The organism is [Clostridium] hylemonae DSM 15053 (assembly GCF_008281175.1).
GTDB lineage: Bacteria > Bacillota > Clostridia > Lachnospirales > Lachnospiraceae > Extibacter > Extibacter hylemonae.
Genome location: NZ_CP036524.1, coordinates 1,040,333 through 1,065,984, shown reverse-complemented (window position 1 = coordinate 1,065,984; position 25,652 = coordinate 1,040,333). Strand labels below are relative to the sequence as shown.

Sequence of the window (25,652 nt, the reverse complement as noted above, 5' to 3'; positions counted from 1 at the left end):
TTATCTCCTCCTTACACTCTTGTGATGATCATGCTGTCCGCCTCATCTACCGTCAGTTTCCACTTCGGCGGAACTACGGTCGTGGATGTCAGTTCCGCGATAATGGCCGGGCCTTCGATCCGACTTCCCGCCACAAGCTGTTCTCTCGCATATACGTTCATGTCATACCGCACACCGTCAAAATATCCCGGCAGCCGGTCGATAATGTCTGCACTTCCTTCGCCGGCCTTTCCTGCTGCCGGAGACTTTTTGACCGGCACGATGACTGTCATCCGGTAATTCACTACCTCGATCATATCGTCCGGCGAATGGTGCCCGTACAGCCGCTCATAAATGCTGTTGAACTGCTCCTCAATATCATCTCTGCAGCAGCCCCTGCCTTCCGGTATGTCTACAGATATGGTGTATTCCTGCCCGAAATATCTCATATCCAGGGAACAGATATACTGCTTTTTCCGCCGCCCGATCCCTTCCTTTTCCAACACTTCCTGCAGCTCCTCTTTCAGACATTCAAAGTTTTGTTCAAACTCTTCCTCCTTAAGTCTGTTCAGCAGGCAGAGGCTGGTGACCGCCGCATCGTGCCGGATATCAGCCTGCAGCATTCCCCATGCGGAAAACACACCGGGATTGGCCGGGACAATGACTTCTTTTATGTCCAGTTCCCCGGCGATGAGCGCCGCATGCATCGGCCCTGCGCCTCCAAATGCCAGGATGGAAAACTTACGGGGATCTATGCCCCTGCGGACCGTAAGCTCTCTTATGGCGTCTGCCATCTTGTGGTTCGCGATCGTGCACACGCCTTCTCCTGCCGTGACCATATCCAGCCCAAATTTCTCTCCGTAGGCTGCAAAGATCTCCTTCGTCTTATACTCGTTTATTTTCATCCGTCCGCCGAGAAAATGTCCGGGAGACAGATGTCCCAGCACCAGATCGGCATCTGTTATCGTAGGTTCTGTTCCGCCTTTGTCATAACAGACCGGTCCGGGCGCTGCTCCCGCGCTCTGGGGACCTACCCGCATGCCGCCGGCTTCCTCCCACGCGATGCTGCCGCCGCCTGCGCCGATGCTGAATACATTTACAGTCGGCGCCAGAATCGGAAAGCCCTCCATCTCCGCTTCCACTGCTGTTTCGATCTTGCCGTTTACAACAAGACTGACATCGAAGCTCGTTCCTCCTATATCAAACCCAATGATATTTTCCCTCCTGATGGCGCCGGCGCCGATGGCCCCGCCTACCGGACCGGACATCAGCGTCTGTACCGCCCTCACTGCCGCCATCTCCGCGCGTATCACTCCTCCGCTCGACTGCATCATATAAAGCGTGCCTTTGAATCCTCTCTTTCTCAGCTCTTCGGTGAGCGCATGCACATGATGCCTCGTGCTCGGCGCAACATACGCATTCAGCACCGCCGTGCTGACTCTCTCATATTCCCGGGACTCCCGCGCAATTTCATGGGACGCGGTGACGATCACCTCCCCGTTCAGGTTTTCCTTCAGGATCCGGCATACTTTCTGCTCATTCTCCGTGTTGATATAACTGTTTATAAGGCATACCGCGATCGCTTCATACTGCCCCTCCAGCCGGGGGATCAGTTCTTTCACCGTCTCATATGTAACCTCTTTTTCCACTTCGCCGGCATAAGTAGTCCGTTCTTCGATCTCATAGATATCTCTGCGCGGGATCAGCGGCTCGGGTTTTCGATAATGGTTATTATAGATTTCCGGACGGTTGGCCCTTGCGATCTCATAGACATCCCGGAAGCCTTTTGTCGTTATGAGTGCACAATGCGCGCCTCTTCTCTCAATCACAGAATTTAATCCGGACGTCGTACCGTGTACGATACTCGTGATCTCCTCATACTTCCCGGATGTAAGTTCGTCAAATCCCTTAAGCATCCCTGCTTCCAATGCCTGCGGTGTTGTCAGCACCTTCGTGGTCTTCAGGATGCCTGTCTCATCGTCGACCATTACGACATCCGTAAAGGTTCCCCCGACGTCGGCTGCTAATCTGTATGACATATCCCTTCCTCCTTATTTTGCAACAGTAACTGTCTCAGTGTGATGATGTTATTATCTTTGATAATAACTGTAATATTATCTCTGATAATATCAGTAAGGCTAAAAAAAATTGACCGGTCAATAGCCACTTCTTTTTTATATTGATTAAATATTAGCATTGACATCTCTTTTTGTCAATACAATTTGGTGATTCCGTATTTCACAAAATAATTCCGGTTATTTTAGTAATATTGTAAAAAAGATTGTCGAATGCATTGACTTTTTTATAAAATTATGCTAATCTGACGAAGTATAATCTATAGATTCAATTTATAGTTTATACGGTATCTAATTATTTATTTTTATTTTTTATGGAGGTAACACAATGAACAGAGGTACAGTAAAATGGTTCAACAACCAAAAAGGTTATGGTTTCATCTCAGATGAGACTGGCAACGATGTATTCGTACACTACTCCGGCCTGAACATGGACGGCTTCAAGTCTCTGGAAGAAGGACAGGAAGTAGAGTTCGAAGTAACTGAAGGCTCTAAAGGTCCTCAGGCTGTTAACGTAACAAGAGTTTAGTCAATTGCATTAATCAGAATTTGGATGTACCTTTTTTATATATAAACAAGACTTGAAAGATTGATTTAGATATTAAAAAGTAATACATGAAATGAGATTAAGAAAAAGGGGATGTCGATCATGACATCCCCCTTTTTTGTACTGCTACATATTCGCCCTGTATGCCTCATCCGCGCTGTAGACATCAAATCCGCTGCCCTTCAAGATATCGATCACTCTCGCGGGATCATCGCTCTTTAACACTGCCGCCGCGTCACTTCCGTTGGCAAACGCATACATATACTCAATATTCACTTCACCTTCCACTATCTGGTGCATCGCTTTGCTCAGAGAGCCTGTGGCGTGAGGAACGCGCAGCGCGACCACATCTGTGAGCATCGCCGTTATCTCCGCCTGCTTCAGCACGGCCCTTCCTTTGTGGGGATCTGACACGATCATGCGGAGCATCCCGTAATCAGATGTATCTGCCAGGCTCAAAGCCACTATGTTCACTCCGCCTTCCGCAAGTATGGCAAGTACCTCGTCAAGACGGCCCTCTCTGTTCTCCAAAAATACTGATAACTGCTGTACTGTATTACTCATACCCATCTTACTTCCCCTCCTTCTTACAAGTCTCTCTTGTCGATGACACGCTTTGCTTTGCCTTCGCTGCGCTCTATCGTCTTAGGCTCTACCAGTTTTACCCTGGCAGATACGCCGAGCGCCTGCTTGAGTGCGGCACCGACTTTATTCTTCAGCTCATCCAGCTTACGGATCTCATCGGAGAAGTATCTCTCGTCAACCTCCACCATGACAGTCAGGACATCCAGATTGTTCTCGCGCTCCACGATCATAAGGTAATGTGGCGCCACACCGCCTCCTATGGAGAGAAGCGCTGTCTCTACCTGTGTCGGGAATACATTGACTCCGCGGATCACTTTCATATCGTCCGTACGTCCGGTGAACTTCTGGATCCTCGGGAGTGTTCTTCCACACTCGCACGTACTGTATTCAATGCTTGTCAGGTCTTTCGTCCTGTAACGGATCAGCGGCATGCCTTCTTTGGCCAGCGTCGTGAAGACAAGCTCACCCGTCTCACCGTCCGCACATGAAGTATTGTCTCCCGGATTCAGGATCTCAGGATAGAAATAATCCTCATATACGTGCAGGCCTTTGTGGTGGATACAGTCCATGGCAACGCCTGGCCCCGTGATCTCACACAGTCCATAGATATCAAAGCTGTTAATATGCAGAATACTCTCGATCTTCTTGCGCATCTCATCTGTCCACGGTTCCGCTCCATTGATGCTCGCCTTGATCTGCAGACGGTCTACGATGCCTGCTTCCTCTGCGGCCTCTGCCAGATAGAGCGCATAGGACGGCGTGCAGGCGAACGCCGTGGCCCCGAAGTCTTCCATGCACATGAGCTGGCGTTTCGTATTGCCGGAGGACATCGGTATCGCCATGGCTCCGAGCGCTTTTGCTCCGAGATCCAGGCCCATGCCTCCTGTGAACAGGCCGTATCCGTAACATACATGAAGACGGTCGGCCGCCGTAAGCCCGGCCATGGTAAGTCCTCTTGCGACACATTCCCCCCATACGTCTACGTCATTCTGCGTATAGGAAGCGAGGGTGAGTTTTCCGGTCGTTCCGGACGTCCCCTGTACTCTCGCGATCTTCTCCTGAGGGACTGCCAGCAGTCCGAACGGATAGTTGTCTCTCAGATCTTCTTTGGTCGTGAACGGAAGCTTTCCGATATCCTCAATTCCTTTGATATCCCCGGGTTCCACGCCCAGATCATCCATCTTTTTCCGGTAGAACTCTACATTTTCATATACGTTCTTAACCTGCTTCACGAGACGCTCACTCTGAAGAGCTGTCATCTCATCCCTGCCCATACACTCTGTCTTCGGGTCTCTGATTTGTTCTTTCCAGTCTTTTAATGCTACTCCTGCCATGTCAATCTACTCCTATTCTTAATCTTATAAATCTGATTCCTCTACAATCTTTACACCTGCATCCTTAAGAATCTGAGCTGCTCTCTCATAGTCATCCGTGCTGAATACCAGAACCGGCGCTTTTCCTTCGCGGATCACAAATGAATAGATGTAGTTTACATTTATTCTGCCTTCTGCAAGTATTGCCAACATCTGATTGAGATTGCCTTTTTTATCCTCCAGCTCCGCACCGATCACGTCATGGAGTCTGACGACGAATCCCTTTTCAGTCAAACATCCCTTCGCCTCTGCTGGCTTATCGACTACGAGACGAAGGATACCAAACTCTGGTGTGTCAAAAGACGCGACAGCCCGGATATTGATATGCGCCTCTGTGAGACGTGACGTAACATCCATAAGACTTCCCGGCTTGTTCTCCACGAATACTGATAATTGCCTGATCATACCACACCTCCTTAAATTTAATCAGGTACACCCCGGACTTATCTGGATTCCAGATCATAGCCCACATCAAACGCCTGCTTATTTATATCAACCGTTTTCGGCGGCACCGTTTTTTCTATCACTTCGTACCACTGCTCTTTCGTGAAATCCATATGCCTGGCGGCAACTCCGAGCACGATCATGTTGAACACTCTGGAATTTCCGAGCTTTCTGGACTCTTCTGTGGCATTGACACTGTATACCTTGTACTCTTTTCTAAGTTCTTCCAATATATTATCCGGATACTCGGCTGCTCCGATAACGACCGGCATGGGGTCGATCCTCCAGTCGTTCACGATCAGGGCTCCGTCTTTTTTCAGAAAATGTGCATACCGGTAAGCTTCCAGCCGTTCAAAGGCAATGACGATATCGGCCGTCCCTTCTTCCACGATCGGTTCCGCCACTTTATCGCCGTAACGGACGAATGTGACGACGCTTCCGCCCCGCTGTGCCATACCGTGTACTTCCGATAGCTTGACGTCATATCCCAGCGCCATGGCAAGTCCGCCGAGGATCCGGCTCGTGAGCAGTGTCCCCTGCCCGCCTACACCTACTATCATTATGTTTTTTGCCGTCATTATCTGTCACCTGCCTTTACTGATTCTATCGCGTCAAATTTGCACAAGTCCTCACACAAACCGCAGCCGGTACACATCGTATCGTCAATATGTATCGTTCCGTCTTCATTTCTCGTCATGGCCGGACAGCCTGGTTTCATACACATTCCACATTTTCTGCACTTGTCTTCGAGGGCGGTGTAGACCGGCTTCTTCGCTTTGCTAAGAAGCACGCACGGCGATTTTGTGATAATGACGGACACTTCATCTCTGGCCGTCTCTTCTTTGATGACTTTTTCAAGTGTTTCTATATCAAACGCATTGACTTCCACCACATTTTTAACACCGACAGCGCGGCAAAGTCCCGGTATATCGATGGCATACGCCGGATCCCCCTGCAGCGTCTTTCCTGTGGCCGCATGATCCTGATGGCCGGTCATTCCCGTCGTTGAATTATCCAGTATCATGACCGTGCCCGAGGCATTATTGTACATCATGTTCATCAGAGAATTGATACCTGTATGTAAGAAAGTAGAATCACCGATCACCGCGACCCAGTCCCTGATATACTCTTTCCCCTTCGCTTTTTCCATTCCGTGAAGGCTGGAGATGCTGGCACCCATACAAATCGTAGTATCAACCACGCTAAGCGGCGCGACCGCTCCGAGTGTATAACATCCGATATCCCCGGCCGCGTGCATCTTAAGCTTCTGCAGTACATAAAACACACTCCGGTGCGGACATCCCGGACATAATATGGGAGGACGCATCGGCGCCGGCTTGGGAGCGGCGGTCTTTAACTCCTGTCCGAGAACCGCCCGGCGGATCATGTTGGCGCTGTACTCTCCCTGTACGGTAAATATCTCTTTGCCGACAGCTTTTATGCCCCATGACTTCACCTGCTCTTCAATGACCGGGTCAAGCTCTTCCACGATATACAGAGTCTCTACTTTGGAAGCAAAATCCTCGATCATTTTTCTCGGCAGGGGATTGACCATGCCAAGCTTTAATACAGACGCATCGGGCATCGCCTCTTTCACATACTGGTATGGGATACCGCTTGTGATGACGCCCACCTTTGTATCATTCATCTCCACCGTATTCATCGGCAGCGTATCTGCCGCCCCGGCCAGTTCCAGATTCCGTTTTTCGATCTCCACGTGGCGCAGCTTCGCATTCCCGGGCATCATAACTGTCTTTTTGACATCTTTGACGTAAGGTCTGTCTTCCGGCACCTCCCGCCCGGCAAGCTCTACAAGTCCCTGGGAATGCGCGAGTCTCGTCGTGATGCGGAATACAAAAGGACGGTCATACTTCTCACTCAGCTCAAACGCGGCCTTCATATACTCCTTAGCCTCAGAGCTGTCGGACGGCTCCAGAACCGGCAGCTGTGCCGCGCGGGCCACCATGCGGGTGTCCTGCTCATTCTGGGAGCTGTACAGTCCCGGGTCATCCGCCACAACGATGACCATGCCCCCGTTGACACCCATGTAGGAAACCGTATACGCCGGGTCGGCCGCCACATTGAACCCGACATGCTTCATACAGGCCATGGAACGGACGCCTGAAACAGAAGCGCCGATCGCCACTTCTGTCGCCACCTTTTCATTCGGCGACCATTCACAGTACAGCTCATCTTTATACTGTACGAGATATTCACTGATCTCTGTGCTCGGAGTACCCGGATAAGCTGCTGAAACCTTCACTCCGGCCTCATACGCTCCTCTGGCGATCGCTTCGTTTCCGAGCATTATTACTTTCTTTCCCTCTGACATATCTTATAGTCCATCCTTTCTCATATCCGTCACTCTCTTGGCTTTCCCCTCAAATCTCTGCAGAGAATAGGGGGCGACAAGTTTGATCTGCGTCGCAAGTCCAAGCTGTGCTTTCAGTCCCTTTTTGATCCGCTGCTCCAGTTCGCTTAACTTACTGTAGCTGTCCAGCAGACGGTCATCTATCAATTCAACCGTGATCGTCATGACATCCAGACGGTTTTTCCGCTCTACAACGATCTCGTAATGGGGTCCTATCTCCGGAACCTGCAGCAGAACTTCCTCGATCTGCGTCGGAAATACATTGACTCCCCGGATCACAAGCATATCGTCTGCCCGGCCGGAGAGATTCTCCATCCTCACGGTCGTTCTGCCGCATGCGCACGGCTCGTACATAAGCTTTGTCAGATCCCCGGTACGGTATCTCACAAGCGGAAGCGCTTCTTTCCCAAGGCAGGTCACGACCAGCTCGCCATGCTCGCCCGGAGGAAGCACATCCCCCGTCTCAGGATCGATCACCTCCGGTATGAACCAGTCTTCGTTCACATGCATGCCGCACAGACTTTCACATTCTCCTGCCACGCCCGGGCCGCACAGCTCACTCATGCCATAGTTCTGGGTGCACAGGAACTGCTCTCCCCATACCTTATGCATCTCGTCTCTCATCGGCTCCGTCATTCCCTCACCGCCGAACAGCCCTATATGTACCTTCAGGTCTTTGGACGGGTCAAGCCCTCTCGCCCTGATCTCTTCCCCGAGATGCAGCGCATAAGACGGCGTCGCCACAAGAAGCGTCGTCCCCATGTCCTGCATGAACATGATCTGTTTCTTCGTATTTCCGGAAGACATCGGTATCACGGAAGCGCCTAACTTCTCCAGGCCCCCGTGCAGTCCGAGCGCGCCTGTGAACGTCCCGTATCCGAAAGCGATCTGCGCCACATCGTCCGGTGTGGCGCCGCCCATACAGGCGATCCTCGCCACATTGTTGAGCCACACGTCCAGATCCTTCTTCGTATAACCTACCACCGTCGGTTTCCCTGTCGTGCCGGAGCTGGCATGAAAACGCACAAGCTCCTTTTTATCCACCGCAAAAAGTCCCATGGGATAATTATCCCTGAAATCCGCCTTATATGTAAATGGAAGCTTCTGCAGATCCGTCAGACTTCCGATATCATCCGGTCTTACGCCCGCCTCATCCATCTTCCGGCGGTACGGCGCCGACTTCTCATAGATGTAGCGCACCGTCTCCTTAAGCTTCTCAAGCTGGATACCCTCGATCTCATCTCTCGGCAGGGTCTCTTCTTTCGCCCAAATCATGTTATTTCCTCCTTCATACCATACATGCTTTTTTTAGTATAGCACATTACTTTCACAGATTAAAGCATTAATTTGCGAAAAAACCGGCTCTTTCAGAAATATCATGATACAGATTTCTCGTCTTTGACGGCGTTTTTCCGTTGACCACAAGGTACCCGTCAGCCGTTTCGAGGACGACATATTCGCTGCAGTCTGTGTAGGAGTAGAGATGATATGCTCCAAATTCACTGTTTTTGAAACTGCCGGCCTGAAGCCGGAAGCTCCCGATGCCTCCGGTCCGCCTCCCGATGTCCATACTGTCCTCATAGGCGACCGATAAGATCTCCTCATATCCAACCTTTTTGCTGCCGATCACCGACGTATGGATATTCATATAGTCCTTCTCGAACTGTACTTTGACATCTCCCGTATAAAGCACAGAGACTACCAAAATACATGTTACCGCGAGAACTGCCACAGTGACCTTCGTCGTCAGCGCCGCCTTTTTCCTCTCTTTCGTGCCGGCTGCGGGCGTCCTGGCCCGGCAGATCGTATTTGTGGCGATGACAAGGAAGATGACAACGCCGAAGATGCCGGCGGGCAGGATCCACCGCAGGCCCCGGGGCAGATCAAACTCATACAGCGTGCAGAGCAGCAGAATGGCCGTAATGACCGCCATGCCCGCTCCCATGACGCGGCAGAGCTTCTTTTCATCATATTTTGCTTTCTCTTCCTTGTCCGCCGTGTTATAACCTGCGATAAGAAAACTGCCCCTGCCGGAGAGCAGGACGATGGACAATACCGCGAACAGACCCGTGAGAATCCACATACGCTCACCTCTTCCTATCAGTTGCTGCCGTCATGGTGTTTGCACGTGTAAGCGTCAAGCTCCACCTTTATGACGGCCACGGCGTTGACCCATTTTTCATCAAAGTCCGTAAAGTCTCTGCCTGTCTGATGCTTCATGATCACCTGCAGCGCCTTCCGTTTTTCATCCGCGTCTTCCTCCAGACAGGCCTTCCCGCTGCCGATGAGGCTTGCAAAAAGATAGCTGTGCCCGCACGGCTTGTCCGCGGACATCAGGCCGTGTCTGCAGTCCAGCTCTACACATACATCCGGATTTTCCTTCAGCACCTCGATCTTTCTCCCTACTTTGGCACTGTGTAAATAAAACGTAAGCTTTCTGTCCTCACATGTATAACCAAAGTTCATCGGCACTATGTATACGTTTCCCTTATCATTGAGTCCCAGACGGCATACACTGCACTCGCCGATCACCGTACATATCTCCGCCATATCCTTGATTTCCCGTTTTGGTCTTCTCATTGTCATCCATCCCTTCCGTATTTCATTATAAGTCCAATTATAATAAGAAATCTCCCATATTTCAATGTGAAATCATGGGAGACGGTCTATTCCTCTCATCTTCAGCGCCGGTCTATAAACACCCGTCACGCAATGACAGCTTTGTTACTGCCTGTCCTTATATTTGCTCCTGATGCCTTCTGCGATGTTCAGAAGGCGGGCGCGCAGCCGGGCCGGCTCCAGCAGTTCCACCTTATCTGCAAAGCTCAGTATCCAGCTGAATATATTCTCTTCATCCGCAAAATCAAACTGGAACAGCAGTCTGCCGTCCTCAAGTTCCGTAAAGCTGTCGGCACCATATTCCTCAATGAGCCGCCATCTCATCTCCGGCACGAATACTGCTTTTACCGGTATCTGTCTGTCATACGCAGAGTCCGCGTTCAGCTCGTAAGGCTCCTCTTCCCGCTCGGGAAATTGTTCCGGAAGCACCTTAAGCTCCAGCATACGGTTCAGTTTGAACAGACGGTGATCTTCCCTGTCCGTACAGTACCCCCGGACATACCACGACGACCACTGGAACACGAGCAGGCACGGCTCGATCTTTCTGACGCTCTCCCCCTTCGGGGCATAATAGTGGAACGTTATATATCTCCTGTTCTCTATCGCGTCCTGTATCATCTCTATCTTCGGGGCCAGCGTTGTCTTGTAATAGGAGGACAGATCGATGAGAATATGGCTGTTGGACGCTAGTGTAGTGCTCCTTACGTCCAGCTTCTCCATCAGCTGCCTGTAGCGGCTCGTGCCGGCCACACTGTCCAGGCTTTTCAGCCCGGTCAGTATGGCCTGCATCTCCGCCGATGTAAGAAGCGTCTTCTCCAGTTTGTATCCTTCCATGATGGAGATGCCTCCGCCGCTCCCCTGCGTCGTAACGAGCGGTATTCCCGCCTTGCACAGGTCCTCGATATCTCTGTTGACCGTTCTTCTCGACACTTCAAACTTGTCGGCCAGATACGGAGCCGTCACTTTTTCCTGCTGCAGAAGGACAGATAATATCCCGATAAGCCTGTCTATTTTCATAACTACCGTCTCCTTTTTATCCGCCTATAGATGGAACACCATTGTCGCTATCTTAAAAAAGATGATAATAGAACATGTATCCACGATCGTAGTGATCAGCGGCGCTGCCATAATGGCCGGATCCAGTCTGAGCTGCTTTGCGAATATGGGCAGCATGCACCCCACCATCTTTGCCACAATGATCGTGCCGATGAGAGAGACACCGATCACAGCTGCAAGTCCCAGATCCCGGTGCATCACATAGATACGGATACCGTTGGCCGCCGCCAGCGCCGTTCCCACTACGAGCGATACCCTGAATTCCTTCCAGACGACGGTAAACAAGTCTGAAAAATGCAGTTCGTCTACCGCCAGCCCCCGGATGACAAGTGTGGAACTCTGGGATCCGCAGTTTCCGCCCGTATCCGTGAGCATCGGTATAAAGGATACAAGCAGCGGAACGGAAGCGATCGCCGCCTCATAATGAGTGATGATCGTACCGGTTATGGTGGCAGAAAACATCAGAAACAGCAGCCAGCCGATCCGGTTCCTGGCATGCTGGAATACTCCCGTCTTAAGATAAGACTCTTCATTTGCCGTCATGGCCGCCATCTTGTGCATATCTTCCGTCGTCTCGTCCGTCAGGACACCGATCGCATCGTCAAAGGTCACGATCCCGACCAGCCGCTCCTCATGGTCAAGGACCGGTATCGCTATGAGACCGTATTTGCGGAACAGCTTCGCGGCATCCTCCTGATCGTCTGTCGTCTGCACTGAGATAAAATTATCCTGCATAAGTCCGGCGATCCGGACAGACTCCGCGTTGGTCATGAGCGCCTTGGCAGTCACGATCCCGATAAGCTTTTTGCGCTCCACCACATAACAGGTATAGACAGTCTCACTCTCGATCCCGACGCGGCGTATCTTTGCCAGCGCCTGCCCCACCGTCATCTCCGGCGACAGTTCCACATACTCTACCGTCATAATGCTTCCCGCGCTGTCTTCCGGATATTTCAAAAGCCGGTTGATATCCGCCCGCGTCTCTCCGCTTACATGTTCCAACAGCTTTGTGACTACGTTGGCCGGCATATCCTCCAGAAAATCTACCGCGTCGTCAGTATACATCGTATCCAGTATATAGGATATCTCCTGGCTCGTGAATCCTTCCAGCAGCGTCTGCCGCTGATCGTCATCCATATAGGAAAATACTTCCGCGGCCTTCTCCTTGTCTATCATACGGAACACGACAGCCAGCTCCGAATCATCCAGTTCCATCAGAAGCTCCGCCAGGTCTACCGGATTATATGCATCCAGCATACCGTGGATCTCTCTGTATTTCTTTGCGTCTAATAATTCTTTCAGTGTGTTTCTTATCATCTCGCGCCTCCTTGTCCCGGACAGAAAAATGCTGTCCGCCCTCATACCGGACAGACAGCACAAAATAAAGTCCCGCTCTGCTTTGAATCTATTACAAGAAAACGCTCTTTTATATAAAATCTGTCAAAAGAACTGTTCAAAAAGGGCAGACTCCACGTACATGCCATATCCGATTGTCATTGTTAAGTTACAACTTCGTCCCGAATGACCATCCATGCAGATTCGCCTGCCTTTCCTTAATTATTTTATCGTGACTTTAATCAGCATAGCCCACTCTTCCCCAAAAGTCAAGTCAGCTTCCACTGTTTTTTATCCGTATGAGCGGCGTCACAGACACCGCGCCTGAAATATCTATATTGCGCGTCGTGGAGGGATATGTCAGGTGAAACGACAGCCGCGCCTCTGAGGCCGCGGCTTCATTCGTCGTAAAGCTTCCGGCCGCCGAAGTATTCTTCTCCGCTCCCGTAGGGGCAAAAAAAGAATACAAGCCCCTCAGGCTTCCGTTTATTCTCGGAATGATCTGCATGAAACCGTCCGGTTCCGGAGTCGCAAGGAACAGATAGTTCACAAGATAAAGCCAGCCAGGTTCCAGCAGTATGTCCGTATCCCCGTCAAGGCGGATGCCCTCTCCTTCTTTAAACAACTGAATAAACGGAAGACTGCTCCCTGATTCCGGGCTTCCGTACACGCCGAACTGCGCAAAAAAATCCGGCCTGTCTTCCGGCACCGGAGGCGGTCCCGGCGGACAGCATGCCGGAGGTCTATTTTCATGACAGCATCTCAACTTCATAATCTGCACTTCCTTTCATCCTTTAGTATAAAGTATAAGATGCCGCCTGCTTTTGTTACTTTTCTCTCTTTAAATTGTAAAAGAACATCAAAACTGCCATCGTACAGATGACTGCATAACCGAGCCAGCTGAGTGCATCCGGCACCTGGCCGAAGACAAGTAACCCGAGCAGGGCGGAAAACATGATCTGCGAATAGTCGTACACCGATATCTCCCGCGCCGGGGCATGGCTGTAGGCGGCCGTGATCCCAAACTGCCCTCCCGCAGCCGCGAGACCTGCAAAAAGGAGCAGAACTATCTGCCTCAGACTCATAGGCTCATAGCCGTATATGAGAAACGGCAAGGTGGCCAGGCAGGAAAAAGCAGAGAAAAAACAGACGATCAGCGGGCCCTTTTCCCCCCTTAAGCTCAATTTGCGCACAAATGTATACGCCGCGCCGGCTCCCAGTCCGCCGGCCAGCCCGATAAGCGACGGGAGGAGGTCCATGTTTGAAAAGGACGGTTTTATCACAAACAGGCTTCCCGCAAAAGCGCCGCCCACAAACAGCATGTGCGGCACCGTCACCCGCTCCTTCAGTATAAAAATGCTGAAGACTACGACAAAGAACGGAGACATCTTGTTGAGCATTGACGCGTCCGCCAGGACAAGGTGGTCCACTGCATAAAAATTACACAGAATCCCAACTGTGCCAAACAGGGAACGAAGCAGCAGATACTTCAGATTTCCCGCCCTGCACCTAAGTGGAACCGCCTCCCGCCTGATCATAATAAGCGCGAAAAAGAACGCCACCAGATTCCGGAAGAAGCTTTTCTGTACGGAAGGCAGATCCCCTGACAGACGCACGAACATATTCATAAGCGAAAAGCAGAACGCAGAACATACGATATACAAGATCCCTTTATATTTTTGTTTTCCACTCATTTTCACAAACCTGCCATTCTGATACATTCCTCTTTTTTTGGCCGCTACATGCTCAGGTCGAACAGCGACAGCTGGTTGGACTCCGGAATATCCCCGAACAGCCCCATATCAGCCATATAATCGATCACCGTCTTGCTGACCTTTGTGCGCTGCCTGAAATCATCCCTGGACAGATACGGGCCGTCCTTGGCCGCTTCCTCCACCGCCTCGGCCGCCTTGTCTCCCATTCCGTCTATGCTCGAGAGCGGCGGCATCAGTCTGCCGTCAACGATCTGGAACTTGGACGCCTTTGCCTTATAAATGTCCAGAGGCATAAACTCATAGCCTCTTGCGTACATCTCCTGGACGATCCTCATATCCTTCATCGTATCCTGTTCTTTTTTGCTGAGGGAATCGGAACGGCGCTTATAATCCTCTATATAGAACTTTAGTTTTTCCTTTCCCTGGCACATTAATTCATAAGAAAACGCATCAGCGCGGATCCCAAAATACGCGCCGTAGTACGCAAGCGGATAATTGATCTTACAGTAGGCGATCCGGTATGCCATCATGACATACGCCGCGGCGTGGGCCTTCGGGAACATATACTTTATCTGCTTGCACGACCAGATATACCAGTCCGGCACATCCGCCTCCTTCATCGCCTTTTCAAATTCCGGCGTCAGCCCTTTTCCCTTTCTTACCTTCTCCATGATCGTAAAGGAAAGCTCACTGTCCATCCCTTTATTGATCAGGTAAGTCATAATATCGTCACGGGTACAGATGGCGGTGGAGATCGTCGCCTTTCCGCTCCTGATCAGTTCCTGGGCGTTGTTGAGCCACACGTCTGTACCGTGTGACAGCCCTGAGATACGTATCAGGTCTGAAAGTGTCTGCGGTTTCGTGTCCACCACCATCTGCACTACAAATTCCGTCCCGAATTCGGGGATGCCGAGACACCCTACCGGACAGCCTCCGATATCGTCAGGCTTGATGCCGAGCGCTGAAGTGTCGTGAAACAGCGACATGACTCCTCTGTCATCCAGCGGGATCTTTGTGGCGTCAAAACGGTTGTCTGTCTCATTGTATTCATTTTCCATCGCCGGAGAGCTTATGAATTCCTCCAGCGTCTTGATCATCGTCGGATCGTCATGGCCGAGTATATCGAGCTTGAGCAGGTTATGGTCGATAGAGTGGTAATCAAAATGTGTCGTGACGATGTCCGTCGTCATATCGTTGGCTGGATGCTGCACCGGCGTAAAGGAGTTAATATCCTCCCCGAGGGGAAGCACGATAATGCCGCCCGGATGCTGTCCCGTGCTCCTCCTGATCCCGGTGCACCCCTGGACGATCCTGTCGATCTCACAGTTGCGCTTCCTCTGGCCCCGCTCTTCAAAATAATTCTTTACATAGCCAAAGGCCGTCTTATCGGCGAGCGTTCCGATCGTACCGGCCCGGAACGTCTGCCCGTCGCCGAATATGACTTCTGTATATTTGTGTGCATTACTTTGATAATCCCCGGAAAAGTTCAAGTCAATGTCCGGCTCTTTGTTTCCCTTAAAGCCAAGGAACGTCTCAAACGGAATGTCGAAGCCGTCTTTTACGAGCTTCTCACCGCAGACGGGACACACTTTATCCGGCATATCCCAGCCGCATCCTCCAGCATACGCACGCACATCGCCGGAATCAAAATCACTGTAGTGGCAGCTCCTGCAGTAGTAGTGCGGACTCAGTGGATTTACTTCCGTGATCCCCGCCATCGTAGCGACAAAGGAAGAGCCGACTGAACCACGCGAGCCTACCAGATACCCGTCTTCGTTTGACTTCCACACCAGCTTCTGGGCTATGATGTACATCACGGCAAAACCGTTGGATATGATGGAGTTCAGTTCCCGCTCCAGCCGCTCCGTAACGACCTCAGGAAGTTCGTCCCCATACATGGAACGGGCTTTATTGTAACAGATATCGCGCAGCATCTGGTCCGAATCCGGGATGACAGGAGGACATTTGTCCGGACGCACCGGGGATATCCTTTCCACAGAATCCGCGATCTTATTCGGATTGTCTATGACGACCTCCCTCGCTTTCGCAGAGCCGAGATACTCGAATTCCGCCAGCATCTCATCCGTCGTGCGCAGATACAGCGGCGCCTGTTCGTCCGCATCCGTGAAGCCCTTGCCCGCCATGATGATCCTGCGGTACACTTCATCCTCCGGATCCATAAAATGAACGTCACACGTGGCTACCACAGGCTTCCTGAACTTTTCCCCGAGCTTTACGATCGTCCGGTTCACGTTCTTTAGATCTTCCTCTGAATGTATCTTGGAGATTCTTTCGCTTGCGATCATAAATTTATTGTTGCCAAGCGGCTGTATCTCCAGATAATCGTAAAAATTCACGATACGTGCGATGCGCTCCTGAGACTTGTCGTCCAGAATCGCCTGGTACAGTTCTCCCGCCTCGCAGGCGCTGCCCACTATGAGTCCCTCTCTGTGTCTGGACAGTTCGCTTTTTGGAATTCTCGGCTGCCTCCCAAAGTAATCGAGATGGGATTTGGATATCAGTTTATACAGGTTGACCCTGCCCGTCTCGTTTTTAGCCAGTATAATGACGTGAAACGACGGAAGCTTCCTTATAGCGTTGGCGTTCGATGAACCGAACTGGTTGAGCCTTGCAAGCGTATGGATCCCTCTCTCCTTAAGCATATCCACGAACCGGACGAATATCTCCGCTGTCGCTCCCGCGTCGTCCACTGCCCGGTGATGGTTTTCCAGTGAAATATTAAGCGCCTTGGCAACTACATTCAGCTTGAATTTAGACAGCGTAGGAAGGAGTATCCTGGACATGGCCACCGTATCCACAGCTGTAAAATCCGGAGTGATATCCATATACCGGCAGTTCTGGTCTATGAATCCCACGTCGAATCCGGCGTTGTGCGCCACAAGGGCAGCGTCCCCGGCAAATTCCAGAAACGCCGGAAGCGCCGCTTCGATCTCAGGCGCGTCCATGACCATCTGGTCCGTGATGCCCGTCAGCTGGGTAATGCGGAACGGGATCGGGATCTTCGGATCGACGAATGTGCTGAACTTCTCCGTGATCCGCCCGCCTTCCACTTTCACAGCGCCAATCTCGATAATTTTATCCTTGATGGAACTGAACCCGGTCGTCTCGAGGTCAAATACGACGAATGTATCATCGAGTGTCTGTCCCTTTTCATTGACCGCGACGTCTGTGAGATCGTCCACGAGATATCCTTCCACCCCGTATATGACCTTAAACGGATCGTCCTTATCAAGCGTCTCGATATAGTGGTTGGCATCGGGAAACGCCTGCACCACGCCGTGATCCGTGATGGCGATGGCTTTGTGTCCCCAGTCGTGCGCCCGTTTCACGAGATCTTTTACTTCCGTCACACCGTCCATATCGCTCATCTTGGAATGACAGTGCAGCTCCACCCTCTTTTCCGGCGCAGTGTCTTTCCTTGATTCTGTAAAATCCGCTATCTTTTTGATCCCAGTCACAGAACCGATCGTAAGCTCTCCGTCAAACTTGTCGATCGTCGTGACGCCTTTTATTTTCAGAAATGCTCCCTTTTTGATATCACCCAGAATATCCGGGAGCTGTTCGTTTCTCACAAACATTTTTACGGTGATCGTATCGGTAAAGTCAGTGACCGCGTACATGACGATCGTCTTTTCGTTGCGGATCTCTCTCGTGTCAAAGCTGATGACTTTGCCGCGTATGGTGATCTCTCCCATCTCTCCTGCAACCTGCTCAAGCTCGATCGTCTCATCGTCAAAATTTCTTCCCCAGATAAGACTCGGGTCATCGGACGGCTTCCTGTAACTCCCGAACGCGTATTTGTCTCTCTTCTCCTGCCGGCCCGGCTTAGCGGGAGTCTCTTTCTTCTCCTCCGCCGCCTTCTTCTGTTCCGCTTTCTCCTGATGAACGGCGGCGGTCTGTTCAAGGATCGCCTCAACCTCCTGCCGTATTTTCACATCATTGTATTTCAGCTTGCTGTCCTTTGCCTCCTCATAGACGACACGGACCTCCACCCTGCGCCCGAATCTGTCCGCGAACACTTTCTCCAGGTACGAGGTGAGCGATTCCTTCTTCCCCTTGGCCACAATGGTATCTGTCAGCTCCAGGCATAGAATATTGCCGTCCTCAAAAGAATATCTGGCGCTCTGCAGCATGCTGCGCTCCACAACACTTCTCGTGTTCAGCTCCAGGATCATACTCTCCAGATATTCATTCATGAGATTTTCCGGCGTATACTGCGCGGACAGTTCATACCTCTCCACAAGCTCCGTACTTATCCTGCTGTGCCCGAACAGCTGGTCCTTCAGCATCTTTTCCATCTCATAGATACGTTTCTTCTGAAGCAGATGACGGCTCAATATATGTACTTTGATAAATGTTCTGTCCGAGTTGGTCGTCACCTTCAGGACATCCACGCCGGAAAATAACATCTTCATATCTTCATCTGTCTTTAATGTAGGAAATACTTCAAAAAATGGCTTACTCATCCCAATGCAACAACTCCTGTCTCAGCGTCTCAAGCAGCGCTTCTTCTTTCACCTTTTTTACGACCTCGCCCTTTTTGATGAGCAGTCCTTCCCCGACTCCTCCGGCGATTCCGATGTCGGCTTCCCTCGCCTCACCGGGGCCGTTCACCACGCAGCCCATGACGGCCACTTTGATGTCGAGCGGGATATCCGCGACCATATCTTCCACTTTGTTTGCCAGCCCGATCAGATCGATCCTTGTTCTGCCGCACGTAGGGCACGAAACGACTTCTATGCCGCCTGTCCGAAGGCCGAGCGTCTTCAGGATCAGTCTTGCTGATCTGATCTCTTCCAGAGGGGAACCGGTGAGGGATACGCGCACCGTATCACCGATCCCTTTGCTCAGGATCAGCCCAAGCCCGATGGATGACTTGATATTGCCGGACAGCAGTGTGCCGGACTCCGTGATGCCGACATGAAGCGGATACGGACACTCCTTTGCTATGAGTTCATGCGCTTTCACACACATCAGGACATCGGATGATTTGATGCTCACCACGATCTCACTGTACCCCGTACGTTCGATCATATGCACCTTGTCCATCGCGCTTTCTGCGAGCCCTTCTGCGGTGACTTTGCCGAACTTTTCCAGAATATGCTTTTCCAGCGAACCACTGTTGACACCGACCCGGATCGGAACATGATATTCTGCCGCTTTCTCCACCACAGCTCTCACCCGGTCTTCCCCGCCGATATTGCCCGGGTTGATACGGATCTTGTCCGCACCGTGTTCGATCGCGGCTATGGCAAGCCGGTAGTCAAAGTGGATGTCTGCCACGAGCGGTATATGTATCTGCTTTTTGATCTCCGTAAGAGCCTCAGCCGCCTCCATCGTAGGCACCGCACAGCGTATAATGTCACAGCCTGCTCTCTCCAGCTTCAGGATCTGGCTTACGGTCGCGCCTGCATCCTCGGTTCTTGTATTTGTCATAGACTGTATGGCGACAGGGCTTCCCCCTCCTATATACACATTTCCGATCTTAATTTTTTTCGTTTCTTCTCTTTTCATAGCACACCTCGCATTAAAATAAAACCCCTCTATTCTTCACCTTTCTTTCCCGGCGTCAATAGAGGGATAACTGACTGTATTATTTTTTCGTGAACACCATCTGCTCGCCGTACTCGCGTTCCGTCAGCGTCAGGGTATCCCTGTCCACACTGTAGTCAAACGTCGTAGTGACTGAACTGAGAGCATTCTCAAGTGTCTCCTCTGTCAGGATCCCGTCGGAGCGTTTCACCGCTTTCTCCACCTCGGAATCATTCATCTTGATCGTGACTGTCTTTTCGTCTTTGTCCAGCACATAGTCCATCTTAATGTCCGCGCTGTAATCCTCGGCAAGATCCGGAACATTCACTGTAAGCGAATTATTTCCTTTTACGGTAAGCACAAAGTTACCGTCCTCGTCCTCCCACGTTCCTTCCAGCGGATTTGTCGTAAAAAGCTTGGTCAGAAGAAAAACGGCGATCAATACTATGAGCACTGAACTTACCAGTGTCACTACCGTCCATATTTTACTTCTTTTTGCCTCATCGTTTTTTGCAATTATCATCTATTCCAGTCCTCTCGGTTCTTTTATTTCTGCCTTATTTAAATTATAAGTTGTTTCCTCAACTCTGTCAATGTGATCAAACAATGTTCCGTGCCGGAACTTTACCGCAACATTTTGTTGATATTTGGCACATAATCTCTACTTTTTGGGAACACTTGCTAAAATAAATCTCATAATACAGAGGAGGTTGCGGTATGTCATTTGAGAAAAGGTTGAAAGCCCTGCGTCTGAAAAACGAGATGACGCAGGATTATGTTGCACGCCGGCTGAATGTGGCGCGCTCCACGATCGCCGGATACGAGACAAAGAACAGACAGCCTTCCCATGAAAAGCTGACTGCGCTCGCCAGCCTCTTCCACGTCTCTGTCGATTATCTGCTGGAGGGGGAGGAAACGATCAGCATCACTCCGTCACAGTCCGTGCCGGAGCCGGTCACGGAACGGAACTTTCTTGAAAAGTACCGCGGCCTCTCCGCCGAATCAAAAAGAGACGTGCTGAAATATATCCATCTTATGGAACTGCGCGATACGTACCAGGCTGATTCCTGAACTTCCCCTGCCTTTATTGTTTAACAAATCTGTTGTAAATATACTCGTTTGCCGCCTTCTCCCTGCTGTCGTCCAGAGACTCAAGTTCTGCACATCCGTACCGGCGCTCCAGCGCTCTCTGGATGAGCCAGTCACAGATCTCCGGGTTTTTAGGCAGCAGCGGCCCGTGGAGATACGTGCCGATCACATTCTTATATATGACTCCTTCGTACCCGCTCTCCCCATCGTTTCCCGCGCCGTACAGCACTCTGCCGAACGGTGTGTTATCGTTGATAAACGTCCTTCCCCCGTGATTTTCAAACCCGACTACAGGCATGTCGCACACGCTGCTCTCCAGCACGATGTTGTCTATCAGGCGTCCTTCCCCCTGCTCTGTGTATATATCCACGAGGTCCAGCCCCTCGATCGTCCCTTCCTCTGTCTTATAATACTTCCCAAGCAGCTGATAACCGCCGCAGACAGCTATGACAACACCGTTATCTTCCACATATTCCTTGAACTTTTCCTGGATCGCGAGCAGATTCTTACACACGATCCTCTGCTCCCGGTCTGAACCGCCGCCAAGAAGAACGATATCAAGGTCCTGAAAGTCGATCTCATCCCCTGTATTAAACTCAACCGTCCGGGCCTCGATCCCCCTCCAGGCGCACCGCTTCATCATGCATGCGATATTGCCGCGGTCACCGTACAGATTCAGAAGGTCCGGGTAGAGATGTCCGATCGTAAGCTTCATATCTTTCTTATCCATCACCGCTCTCCCTCCAGTCTCTTAAGCACATTTCTCGTACTGAAAAGTGCAGTATAATTCACCAGGACATACAGGTTCCCGCAGCCGTTTTCCACCCTTTCGCAGATCGCTTTTTCCACGTCCGGCTGTATCGCATTCAATATGTCCGTATATTTAAGGCGCAGTCCCATGTCATGGCAGCGGATACCGCTGACCGTCACGGAATTAACGTCGTCTTCTTTAAACCGGTCAAAGTCCACATCCCACAGCCACGACACGTCTGTGCCGTCCTGGGCGTTGTCATTGATCACAATGATGATATCTTTCCGGGAAGCATCCTGCATGACGGCAGAAATATTCTGGTTGAACCCTGCCGGATTCTTGGCCAGATTCAAAAGGATCTTGGTCTCCCCTACCGTAAATCTCTCCATCCGTCCGTTTTCCGGATTGAACGTTTCAAGCATACGGTTGAACTGTTCAAGCTTAAGGCCTGCTGTGCGGCCTGCCGCATACGCCGCCAGAATATTATAGACATTGTAAAAGCCTTTATAGTCCGCGGAAATTCTCCTGCCTTCCACCGTAAAGGCAAGCCTGCCGCCCACCTCTACCTCTGATGCGTCAAACTGTATGTCAGGACGCCTGAAGTCACATTCCGTACATGCGTAGTCCCCGAGCTGGCTGTAGTGATAGAACTTATACGAAAGCGGCGCGCCGCACCGTTTGCAGAACCGCCCTTCCCGTATCTCATTCAGACTGTTGTCCGTCACAACCTGTTCACTGATACCGTAAGTCACATACCGGCAGCCGCTTTCCATGGCAAGATACGCCGACAGCGCGTCATCTCCGTTTACGATCACCTTCATCTCAGGAGCTGTGCGCATTACTTCCTTCAATATATTCATCGTGATGTCGATCTCCCCGTACCGGTCCAGCTGGTCGCGGAACAGATTTGTCAGCACCATGTAATCCGGTTTAAAATGAGGAAAAACCTTTCTTGTGGATGCCTCGTCCACCTCGATGCACGCATAATCGGCATCGAGCCTGCCGCTGTTTCCGGCTCCGAGCACAAATGCGGCCACCACGCCGTTGAGCATATTGGAACCGGTGTGATTGCAGATCACTTTATTTCCCTCTGCCTGAAGCGCCGCGCAGAGCATATTGTTCGTCGTTGTCTTTCCGTTCGTACCGCACACGATAAAGATGCCTTTTCTCACCTGACCCGAGAGTTCCTTCAGCACGGACGGGCAGATCCTGAGCGCGATCTTTCCGGCCCATGTCACACCCTGCCTGTGGAAAATGTGCACACTGATCTTTTCTGTAATTTTTGCCGCCCAGACGGCCAGCATTCGTCGTAATCCCATAATTATCCCTCTGCGTCTTTTTACTTGTGGAGCAATGCCTCGATCTCTGCAGGCTCCGGCATGGAGCGTATGGCTCCCTTCTTCATCGTGATAAGCGCGGCGCCTGCATTGGCATATGTAAGGATATTGCCCAGCTGGCTCTCTGTCAGCATGTCCAGGCCATGATCCAGTATTCCTCCTATGGCGCAGCCGCAGAACGTATCTCCGGCGCCGGTCGTCTCTATCGCTTTCACCCGGAACCCTTTGCGTTCCACACGGGTTCCCTTATAGTACGCCCTGCTTCCGTCTTTGCCCATAGTGAGGAAGATGAGCGGAATCTTATATTTTTCTTTCAGATACAGTATGCCCTCATCATAATCTTCTTTCCCTGACACAAACTGAATCTCGTTGTCGGATATCTTCAGGATGTCGCAATAGCGGAATCCGAACTCCATAGCTTCCTTCGCCTTATCGAGCGATTCCCAGAGCGGCGGGCGCAGATTCGGATCAAACGAGATGAGGCATCCTGCTTCTTTGGCAGTTTCGAGCGCTTTCTTCGTCGCGCTCATCACCGGTTCATCTGTCATGGAAAGCGTCCCGAAATGAAATACCTTTGACTGACGTATGAGGCCGTAGTCCACCTCTTCTTCTGTCAGCATCATGTCTGCCCCCGGCTTTCTGTAAAAAGAAAACTCGCGGTCACCATCCGGGAATGTATGCACAAAGGCAAGCGTCGTGTGGATCTGTTCGTCCAGGACAAGACCCTTTGTCTCAATTCCAAGTTCATCTATCGTATCTTTCAAAAGGCGCCCGAACTGATCCTGACCCACTTTTCCGATAAAAGCGGTCTTTCTGCCCAGCTTGTTCAGCATGGCCAGCACATTGCACGGCGCGCCGCCCGGACATGCCTCAAACATATTATTCCCCTGACTGCTCTGTCCATTCAGCGTAAAATCGATCAGCATCTCACCAAGTGCCGTTACATCATATATCTTGTCCATAACCTTTACTCCTTATTTCCGATATTATATTTAAGCCCATGCGGGCTGAGGGTACCAGATAATTCTATCATAACCGGGACTGATTTTCCACAGGTAACTGACAGGTAATTTACCGCATTGCCGAAAACAGCCCGGATATGTTAAAATGCACGGGGAGGACATATTATGGCATTCTTTGTTTTTTATCTTATATTTGTCAACGTACTTTCATTTTTACTTTTTGGAGCGGACAAGTCAAGGGCTGTAAACCGGGAAAGACGCATACCGGAACGCACTCTTTTATTCACGGCGCTCATCGGCGGCAGCCTCGGCGCGGAAACGGGCATGCTCTGTTTCCGTCACAAAACAAAGCACGCCCGCTTCCGTATCGGCATTCCTGCCGTCCTTATCATACAGCTTCTTATCGGTATAAACATTTTACTGTCGGATATATCTTTTTGAACCGGCTGTATTTTTCCTCGTATTTCTCTACCAGTTCCGGCTCCGGCTCCACTGTGTCCACTACTTTTACGATCTTCTTCGCGATCGTCTCCACATCCGGGTATTCGCCGCACCCGACAGCCGCCAGCATGGCGCCGCCAAGCGCCGGCCCTTCTTCACTCTCGATCACATCCACCTTCATATCCATGACATTGGCAATGATCTTTTTCCAGAGAGGACTCTTTGCGCCCCCTCCGCATATCTTCGTGCGCTCTATGCTGACACCGAGACTTCTCGCCACTTCAAGGGAATCGCGCAGACCAAACGCAACCCCTTCCAGCACGGCCTGCGTCATGTCGGCTCTCGTCGTATCCATGGACATTCCGATGAACATAGCTCTCGCCTTCGGGTCATTGTGAGGAGAGCGCTCTCCCATGAGATAGGGCAGATAGAATACATTGTTCTCACCGAGTGCATGGATCGCTTCCTGCTCCGCGGCGTAATCCTTCGTCTTCAGTATATCCTCCGCCCACCATTTATTACACGACGCGGCGCTGAGCATACAGCCCATGAGATGATAATTCCCGTCTGCATGCGCAAAAGAATGGAGCGCATTGTGTTCGTCCACCCCGAATTTCCTGCTGGAGATAAAGATCGTACCGGAAGTTCCGAGAGAAATGTTGCACATGCCGTCCCCGACCGTTCCCGTACCGACTGCGGCTGCCGCATTGTCCCCCGCGCCGGCGATCACTTTGACATCCGCGGAGAGCCCAAGCTCCCCGGCCACTTCTTTCTTTAAAGTTCCGACGATCTCGTAGCTCTCATATAATCTCGGAAGCTGTTCTTCTTTTATGCCGCATATGTCCATCATCTCTCTGGACCAGCAGCGGTTCTTCACATCCATGAGCAGCATGCCGGACGCGTCCGAGACGTCTGTGCAGAATGACCCGGACAGCCGGTACGCCAGATAATCTTTCGGCAGCATGATCTTTGCCATTCTGGCGAAGTTCTCCGGCTCATTTTTTTTCATCCAGAGGATCTTAGGCGCGGTAAAACCTGCAAAGGCGATGTTCGCCGTATATTGTGACAGCCTGTCTTTGCCGACCACATCATTCAGATAATCGGTCTCTTCCCCTGTTCTTCCGTCATTCCATAGAATAGCCGGACGGATGACCTCGTCCCTGTCATCCAGCGCCACAAGACCGTGCATCTGTCCGCCGAAGCTGATACCCGCCACCTTGCTCCTGTCGTAACCTTCCGTCAGTTCCCGTATGCCCTCCATGGACTTTTCGTACCAGTCCTCAGGATGCTGTTCAGACCATCCGGGATGCGGGAAGAACAGCGGATATTCTTTGGATACGATATTTTTTATGCTTCCTTCTTCGTCCATCAGCAGAAGCTTTACCGCCGATGTCCCTAAATCAATTCCTATGTATAACAT

23 protein-coding genes are annotated in these 25,652 nt (G+C 51.1%); 3 read left to right on the top strand and 20 right to left on the bottom strand.

Translation table 11 applies throughout. The features are described from left to right. Positions 1-11: 11 nt before the first annotated feature. A complete protein-coding gene (locus tag LAJLEIBI_RS05020; protein ID WP_006441831.1) occupies positions 12-2,018 on the bottom strand; it encodes a hydantoinase/oxoprolinase family protein in 2,007 nt (668 codons plus the stop codon). 364 nt (positions 2,019-2,382) lie between these two features. On the opposite strand from LAJLEIBI_RS05020, the gene LAJLEIBI_RS05015 reads away from it, so the two are divergent. Beyond that, on the top strand, positions 2,383-2,583 hold the full coding sequence (locus LAJLEIBI_RS05015; RefSeq protein WP_006441829.1) for a cold-shock protein: 201 nt from the start codon (positions 2,383-2,385) through the stop codon (positions 2,581-2,583). Between the two features lie 144 nt (positions 2,584-2,727). Here the strand turns inward: LAJLEIBI_RS05015 and LAJLEIBI_RS05010 are convergent, their stop codons facing one another. The 15 genes from LAJLEIBI_RS05010 to LAJLEIBI_RS04940 all read right to left on the bottom strand — a co-directional run bounded on the left by LAJLEIBI_RS05010 (position 2,728) and on the right by LAJLEIBI_RS04940 (position 20,175). After that, positions 2,728-3,171: a hypothetical protein gene (locus tag LAJLEIBI_RS05010; RefSeq protein ID WP_006441828.1), complete on the bottom strand. Its 444-nt coding sequence runs from the start codon at positions 3,169-3,171 to the stop codon at positions 2,728-2,730. A 17-nt stretch (positions 3,172-3,188) separates the two neighbouring features. After that, on the bottom strand, positions 3,189-4,520 hold the full coding sequence (locus LAJLEIBI_RS05005; RefSeq protein WP_006441827.1) for a phenylacetate--CoA ligase family protein: 1,332 nt from the start codon (positions 4,518-4,520) through the stop codon (positions 3,189-3,191). A 24-nt stretch (positions 4,521-4,544) separates the two neighbouring features. Next, positions 4,545-4,964 (bottom strand): ACT domain-containing protein, encoded by a 420-nt coding sequence (locus tag LAJLEIBI_RS05000; RefSeq protein WP_006441826.1) that lies wholly within the window; start codon positions 4,962-4,964, stop codon positions 4,545-4,547. Between the two features lie 38 nt (positions 4,965-5,002). Further along, positions 5,003-5,581: an indolepyruvate oxidoreductase subunit beta gene (locus LAJLEIBI_RS04995; RefSeq protein ID WP_006441825.1), complete on the bottom strand. Its 579-nt coding sequence runs from the start codon at positions 5,579-5,581 to the stop codon at positions 5,003-5,005. Beyond that, a complete protein-coding gene (gene iorA / locus LAJLEIBI_RS04990) occupies positions 5,581-7,335 on the bottom strand; it encodes an indolepyruvate ferredoxin oxidoreductase subunit alpha (RefSeq protein ID WP_006441824.1) in 1,755 nt (584 codons plus the stop codon). Before iorA ends, LAJLEIBI_RS04995 begins: the two co-directional genes overlap by 1 nt. A gap of 3 nt (positions 7,336-7,338) precedes the next feature. Beyond that, a complete protein-coding gene (locus LAJLEIBI_RS04985; RefSeq protein WP_006441823.1) occupies positions 7,339-8,649 on the bottom strand; it encodes a phenylacetate--CoA ligase family protein in 1,311 nt (436 codons plus the stop codon). Between the two features lie 67 nt (positions 8,650-8,716). Further along, on the bottom strand, positions 8,717-9,457 hold the full coding sequence (locus LAJLEIBI_RS19900; RefSeq protein ID WP_006441822.1) for a DUF3784 domain-containing protein: 741 nt from the start codon (positions 9,455-9,457) through the stop codon (positions 8,717-8,719). 17 nt (positions 9,458-9,474) lie between these two features. Then, complete coding sequence (locus LAJLEIBI_RS04975; protein WP_167534340.1) at positions 9,475-9,954, bottom strand: pyridoxamine 5'-phosphate oxidase family protein; 480 nt, start codon at positions 9,952-9,954, stop codon at positions 9,475-9,477. Between the two features lie 144 nt (positions 9,955-10,098). Next, complete coding sequence (locus LAJLEIBI_RS04970; protein WP_006441820.1) at positions 10,099-11,010, bottom strand: helix-turn-helix transcriptional regulator; 912 nt, start codon at positions 11,008-11,010, stop codon at positions 10,099-10,101. 24 nt (positions 11,011-11,034) lie between these two features. Next, a complete protein-coding gene (gene mgtE, locus LAJLEIBI_RS04965; protein WP_138262029.1) occupies positions 11,035-12,366 on the bottom strand; it encodes a magnesium transporter in 1,332 nt (443 codons plus the stop codon). A 292-nt stretch (positions 12,367-12,658) separates the two neighbouring features. Continuing rightward, positions 12,659-13,156, bottom strand: a complete 498-nt coding sequence (locus tag LAJLEIBI_RS04960; protein ID WP_083790580.1) for a hypothetical protein — start codon at positions 13,154-13,156, stop codon at positions 12,659-12,661. 55 nt (positions 13,157-13,211) lie between these two features. Continuing rightward, positions 13,212-14,078, bottom strand: coding sequence for a DMT family transporter (locus tag LAJLEIBI_RS04955; protein WP_040435312.1), 867 nt, complete (start codon positions 14,076-14,078; stop codon positions 13,212-13,214). Between the two features lie 44 nt (positions 14,079-14,122). Next, on the bottom strand, positions 14,123-18,586 hold the full coding sequence (locus tag LAJLEIBI_RS04950) for a PolC-type DNA polymerase III (protein ID WP_006441815.1): 4,464 nt from the start codon (positions 18,584-18,586) through the stop codon (positions 14,123-14,125). Beyond that, on the bottom strand, positions 18,579-19,634 hold the full coding sequence (ispG, locus tag LAJLEIBI_RS04945; protein ID WP_006441814.1) for a flavodoxin-dependent (E)-4-hydroxy-3-methylbut-2-enyl-diphosphate synthase: 1,056 nt from the start codon (positions 19,632-19,634) through the stop codon (positions 18,579-18,581). Before ispG ends, LAJLEIBI_RS04950 begins: the two co-directional genes overlap by 8 nt. A 79-nt stretch (positions 19,635-19,713) precedes the next feature. After that, entirely contained in the window at positions 19,714-20,175 is a 462-nt protein-coding gene (locus tag LAJLEIBI_RS04940) for a hypothetical protein (protein WP_006441813.1), read from the bottom strand. Between the two features lie 194 nt (positions 20,176-20,369). Between LAJLEIBI_RS04940 and LAJLEIBI_RS04935 the strand changes: the two genes are divergently transcribed. Beyond that, entirely contained in the window at positions 20,370-20,723 is a 354-nt protein-coding gene (locus LAJLEIBI_RS04935; RefSeq protein ID WP_006441812.1) for a helix-turn-helix domain-containing protein, read from the top strand. Positions 20,724-20,736: 13 nt separating this feature from the next. On the opposite strand, the gene LAJLEIBI_RS04930 is transcribed toward LAJLEIBI_RS04935, so the two are convergent. From LAJLEIBI_RS04930 to LAJLEIBI_RS04920, 3 genes are read right to left on the bottom strand one after another with little or no spacing between them, the layout of a single operon-like run. Beyond that, on the bottom strand, positions 20,737-21,456 hold the full coding sequence (locus LAJLEIBI_RS04930) for a type 1 glutamine amidotransferase (protein ID WP_040435311.1): 720 nt from the start codon (positions 21,454-21,456) through the stop codon (positions 20,737-20,739). A gap of 14 nt (positions 21,457-21,470) precedes the next feature. Continuing rightward, entirely contained in the window at positions 21,471-22,811 is a 1,341-nt protein-coding gene (locus LAJLEIBI_RS04925; protein WP_040434650.1) for a MurT ligase domain-containing protein, read from the bottom strand. 20 nt (positions 22,812-22,831) lie between these two features. Next, positions 22,832-23,791 carry a carbohydrate kinase family protein gene (locus tag LAJLEIBI_RS04920; RefSeq protein WP_006441809.1) on the bottom strand — a complete coding sequence of 320 codons (960 nt, stop codon included), beginning with the start codon at positions 23,789-23,791 and terminating at the stop codon, positions 22,832-22,834. Positions 23,792-23,956: 165 nt separating this feature from the next. Between LAJLEIBI_RS04920 and LAJLEIBI_RS04915 the strand changes: the two genes are divergently transcribed. Then, positions 23,957-24,232 carry a DUF1294 domain-containing protein gene (locus LAJLEIBI_RS04915; RefSeq protein ID WP_040434648.1) on the top strand — a complete coding sequence of 92 codons (276 nt, stop codon included), beginning with the start codon at positions 23,957-23,959 and terminating at the stop codon, positions 24,230-24,232. Here the strand turns inward: LAJLEIBI_RS04915 and xylB are convergent. Next, positions 24,192-25,652 carry a xylulokinase gene (gene xylB, locus LAJLEIBI_RS04910; protein WP_006441808.1) on the bottom strand — a complete coding sequence of 487 codons (1,461 nt, stop codon included), beginning with the start codon at positions 25,650-25,652 and terminating at the stop codon, positions 24,192-24,194. The two genes, LAJLEIBI_RS04915 and xylB, sit on opposite strands and share 41 nt — an antisense overlap.

Coding starts and splice junctions, on each gene's coding strand:
- LAJLEIBI_RS05020 (WP_006441831.1), bottom strand. CDS start 2,018: ATGTCATACAGATTAGCAGCCGACGTCGGGGGAACCTTTACGGATGTC.
- LAJLEIBI_RS05015 (WP_006441829.1), top strand. CDS start 2,383: ATGAACAGAGGTACAGTAAAATGGTTCAACAACCAAAAAGGTTATGGT.
- LAJLEIBI_RS05010 (WP_006441828.1), bottom strand. CDS start 3,171: ATGGGTATGAGTAATACAGTACAGCAGTTATCAGTATTTTTGGAGAAC.
- LAJLEIBI_RS05005 (WP_006441827.1), bottom strand. CDS start 4,520: ATGGCAGGAGTAGCATTAAAAGACTGGAAAGAACAAATCAGAGACCCG.
- LAJLEIBI_RS05000 (WP_006441826.1), bottom strand. CDS start 4,964: ATGATCAGGCAATTATCAGTATTCGTGGAGAACAAGCCGGGAAGTCTT.
- LAJLEIBI_RS04995 (WP_006441825.1), bottom strand. CDS start 5,581: ATGACGGCAAAAAACATAATGATAGTAGGTGTAGGCGGGCAGGGGACA.
- iorA (WP_006441824.1), bottom strand. CDS start 7,335: ATGTCAGAGGGAAAGAAAGTAATAATGCTCGGAAACGAAGCGATCGCC.
- LAJLEIBI_RS04985 (WP_006441823.1), bottom strand. CDS start 8,649: ATGATTTGGGCGAAAGAAGAGACCCTGCCGAGAGATGAGATCGAGGGT.
- LAJLEIBI_RS19900 (WP_006441822.1), bottom strand. CDS start 9,457: ATGTGGATTCTCACGGGTCTGTTCGCGGTATTGTCCATCGTCCTGCTC.
- LAJLEIBI_RS04975 (WP_167534340.1), bottom strand. CDS start 9,954: ATGAGAAGACCAAAACGGGAAATCAAGGATATGGCGGAGATATGTACG.
- LAJLEIBI_RS04970 (WP_006441820.1), bottom strand. CDS start 11,010: ATGAAAATAGACAGGCTTATCGGGATATTATCTGTCCTTCTGCAGCAG.
- mgtE (WP_138262029.1), bottom strand. CDS start 12,366: ATGATAAGAAACACACTGAAAGAATTATTAGACGCAAAGAAATACAGA.
- LAJLEIBI_RS04960 (WP_083790580.1), bottom strand. CDS start 13,156: ATGAAGTTGAGATGCTGTCATGAAAATAGACCTCCGGCATGCTGTCCG.
- LAJLEIBI_RS04955 (WP_040435312.1), bottom strand. CDS start 14,078: ATGAGTGGAAAACAAAAATATAAAGGGATCTTGTATATCGTATGTTCT.
- LAJLEIBI_RS04950 (WP_006441815.1), bottom strand. CDS start 18,586: ATGAGTAAGCCATTTTTTGAAGTATTTCCTACATTAAAGACAGATGAA.
- ispG (WP_006441814.1), bottom strand. CDS start 19,634: ATGAAAAGAGAAGAAACGAAAAAAATTAAGATCGGAAATGTGTATATA.
- LAJLEIBI_RS04940 (WP_006441813.1), bottom strand. CDS start 20,175: ATGATAATTGCAAAAAACGATGAGGCAAAAAGAAGTAAAATATGGACG.
- LAJLEIBI_RS04935 (WP_006441812.1), top strand. CDS start 20,370: ATGTCATTTGAGAAAAGGTTGAAAGCCCTGCGTCTGAAAAACGAGATG.
- LAJLEIBI_RS04930 (WP_040435311.1), bottom strand. CDS start 21,456: ATGAAGCTTACGATCGGACATCTCTACCCGGACCTTCTGAATCTGTAC.
- LAJLEIBI_RS04925 (WP_040434650.1), bottom strand. CDS start 22,811: ATGGGATTACGACGAATGCTGGCCGTCTGGGCGGCAAAAATTACAGAA.
- LAJLEIBI_RS04920 (WP_006441809.1), bottom strand. CDS start 23,791: ATGGACAAGATATATGATGTAACGGCACTTGGTGAGATGCTGATCGAT.
- LAJLEIBI_RS04915 (WP_040434648.1), top strand. CDS start 23,957: ATGGCATTCTTTGTTTTTTATCTTATATTTGTCAACGTACTTTCATTT.
- xylB (WP_006441808.1), bottom strand. CDS start 25,652: ATGTTATACATAGGAATTGATTTAGGGACATCGGCGGTAAAGCTTCTG.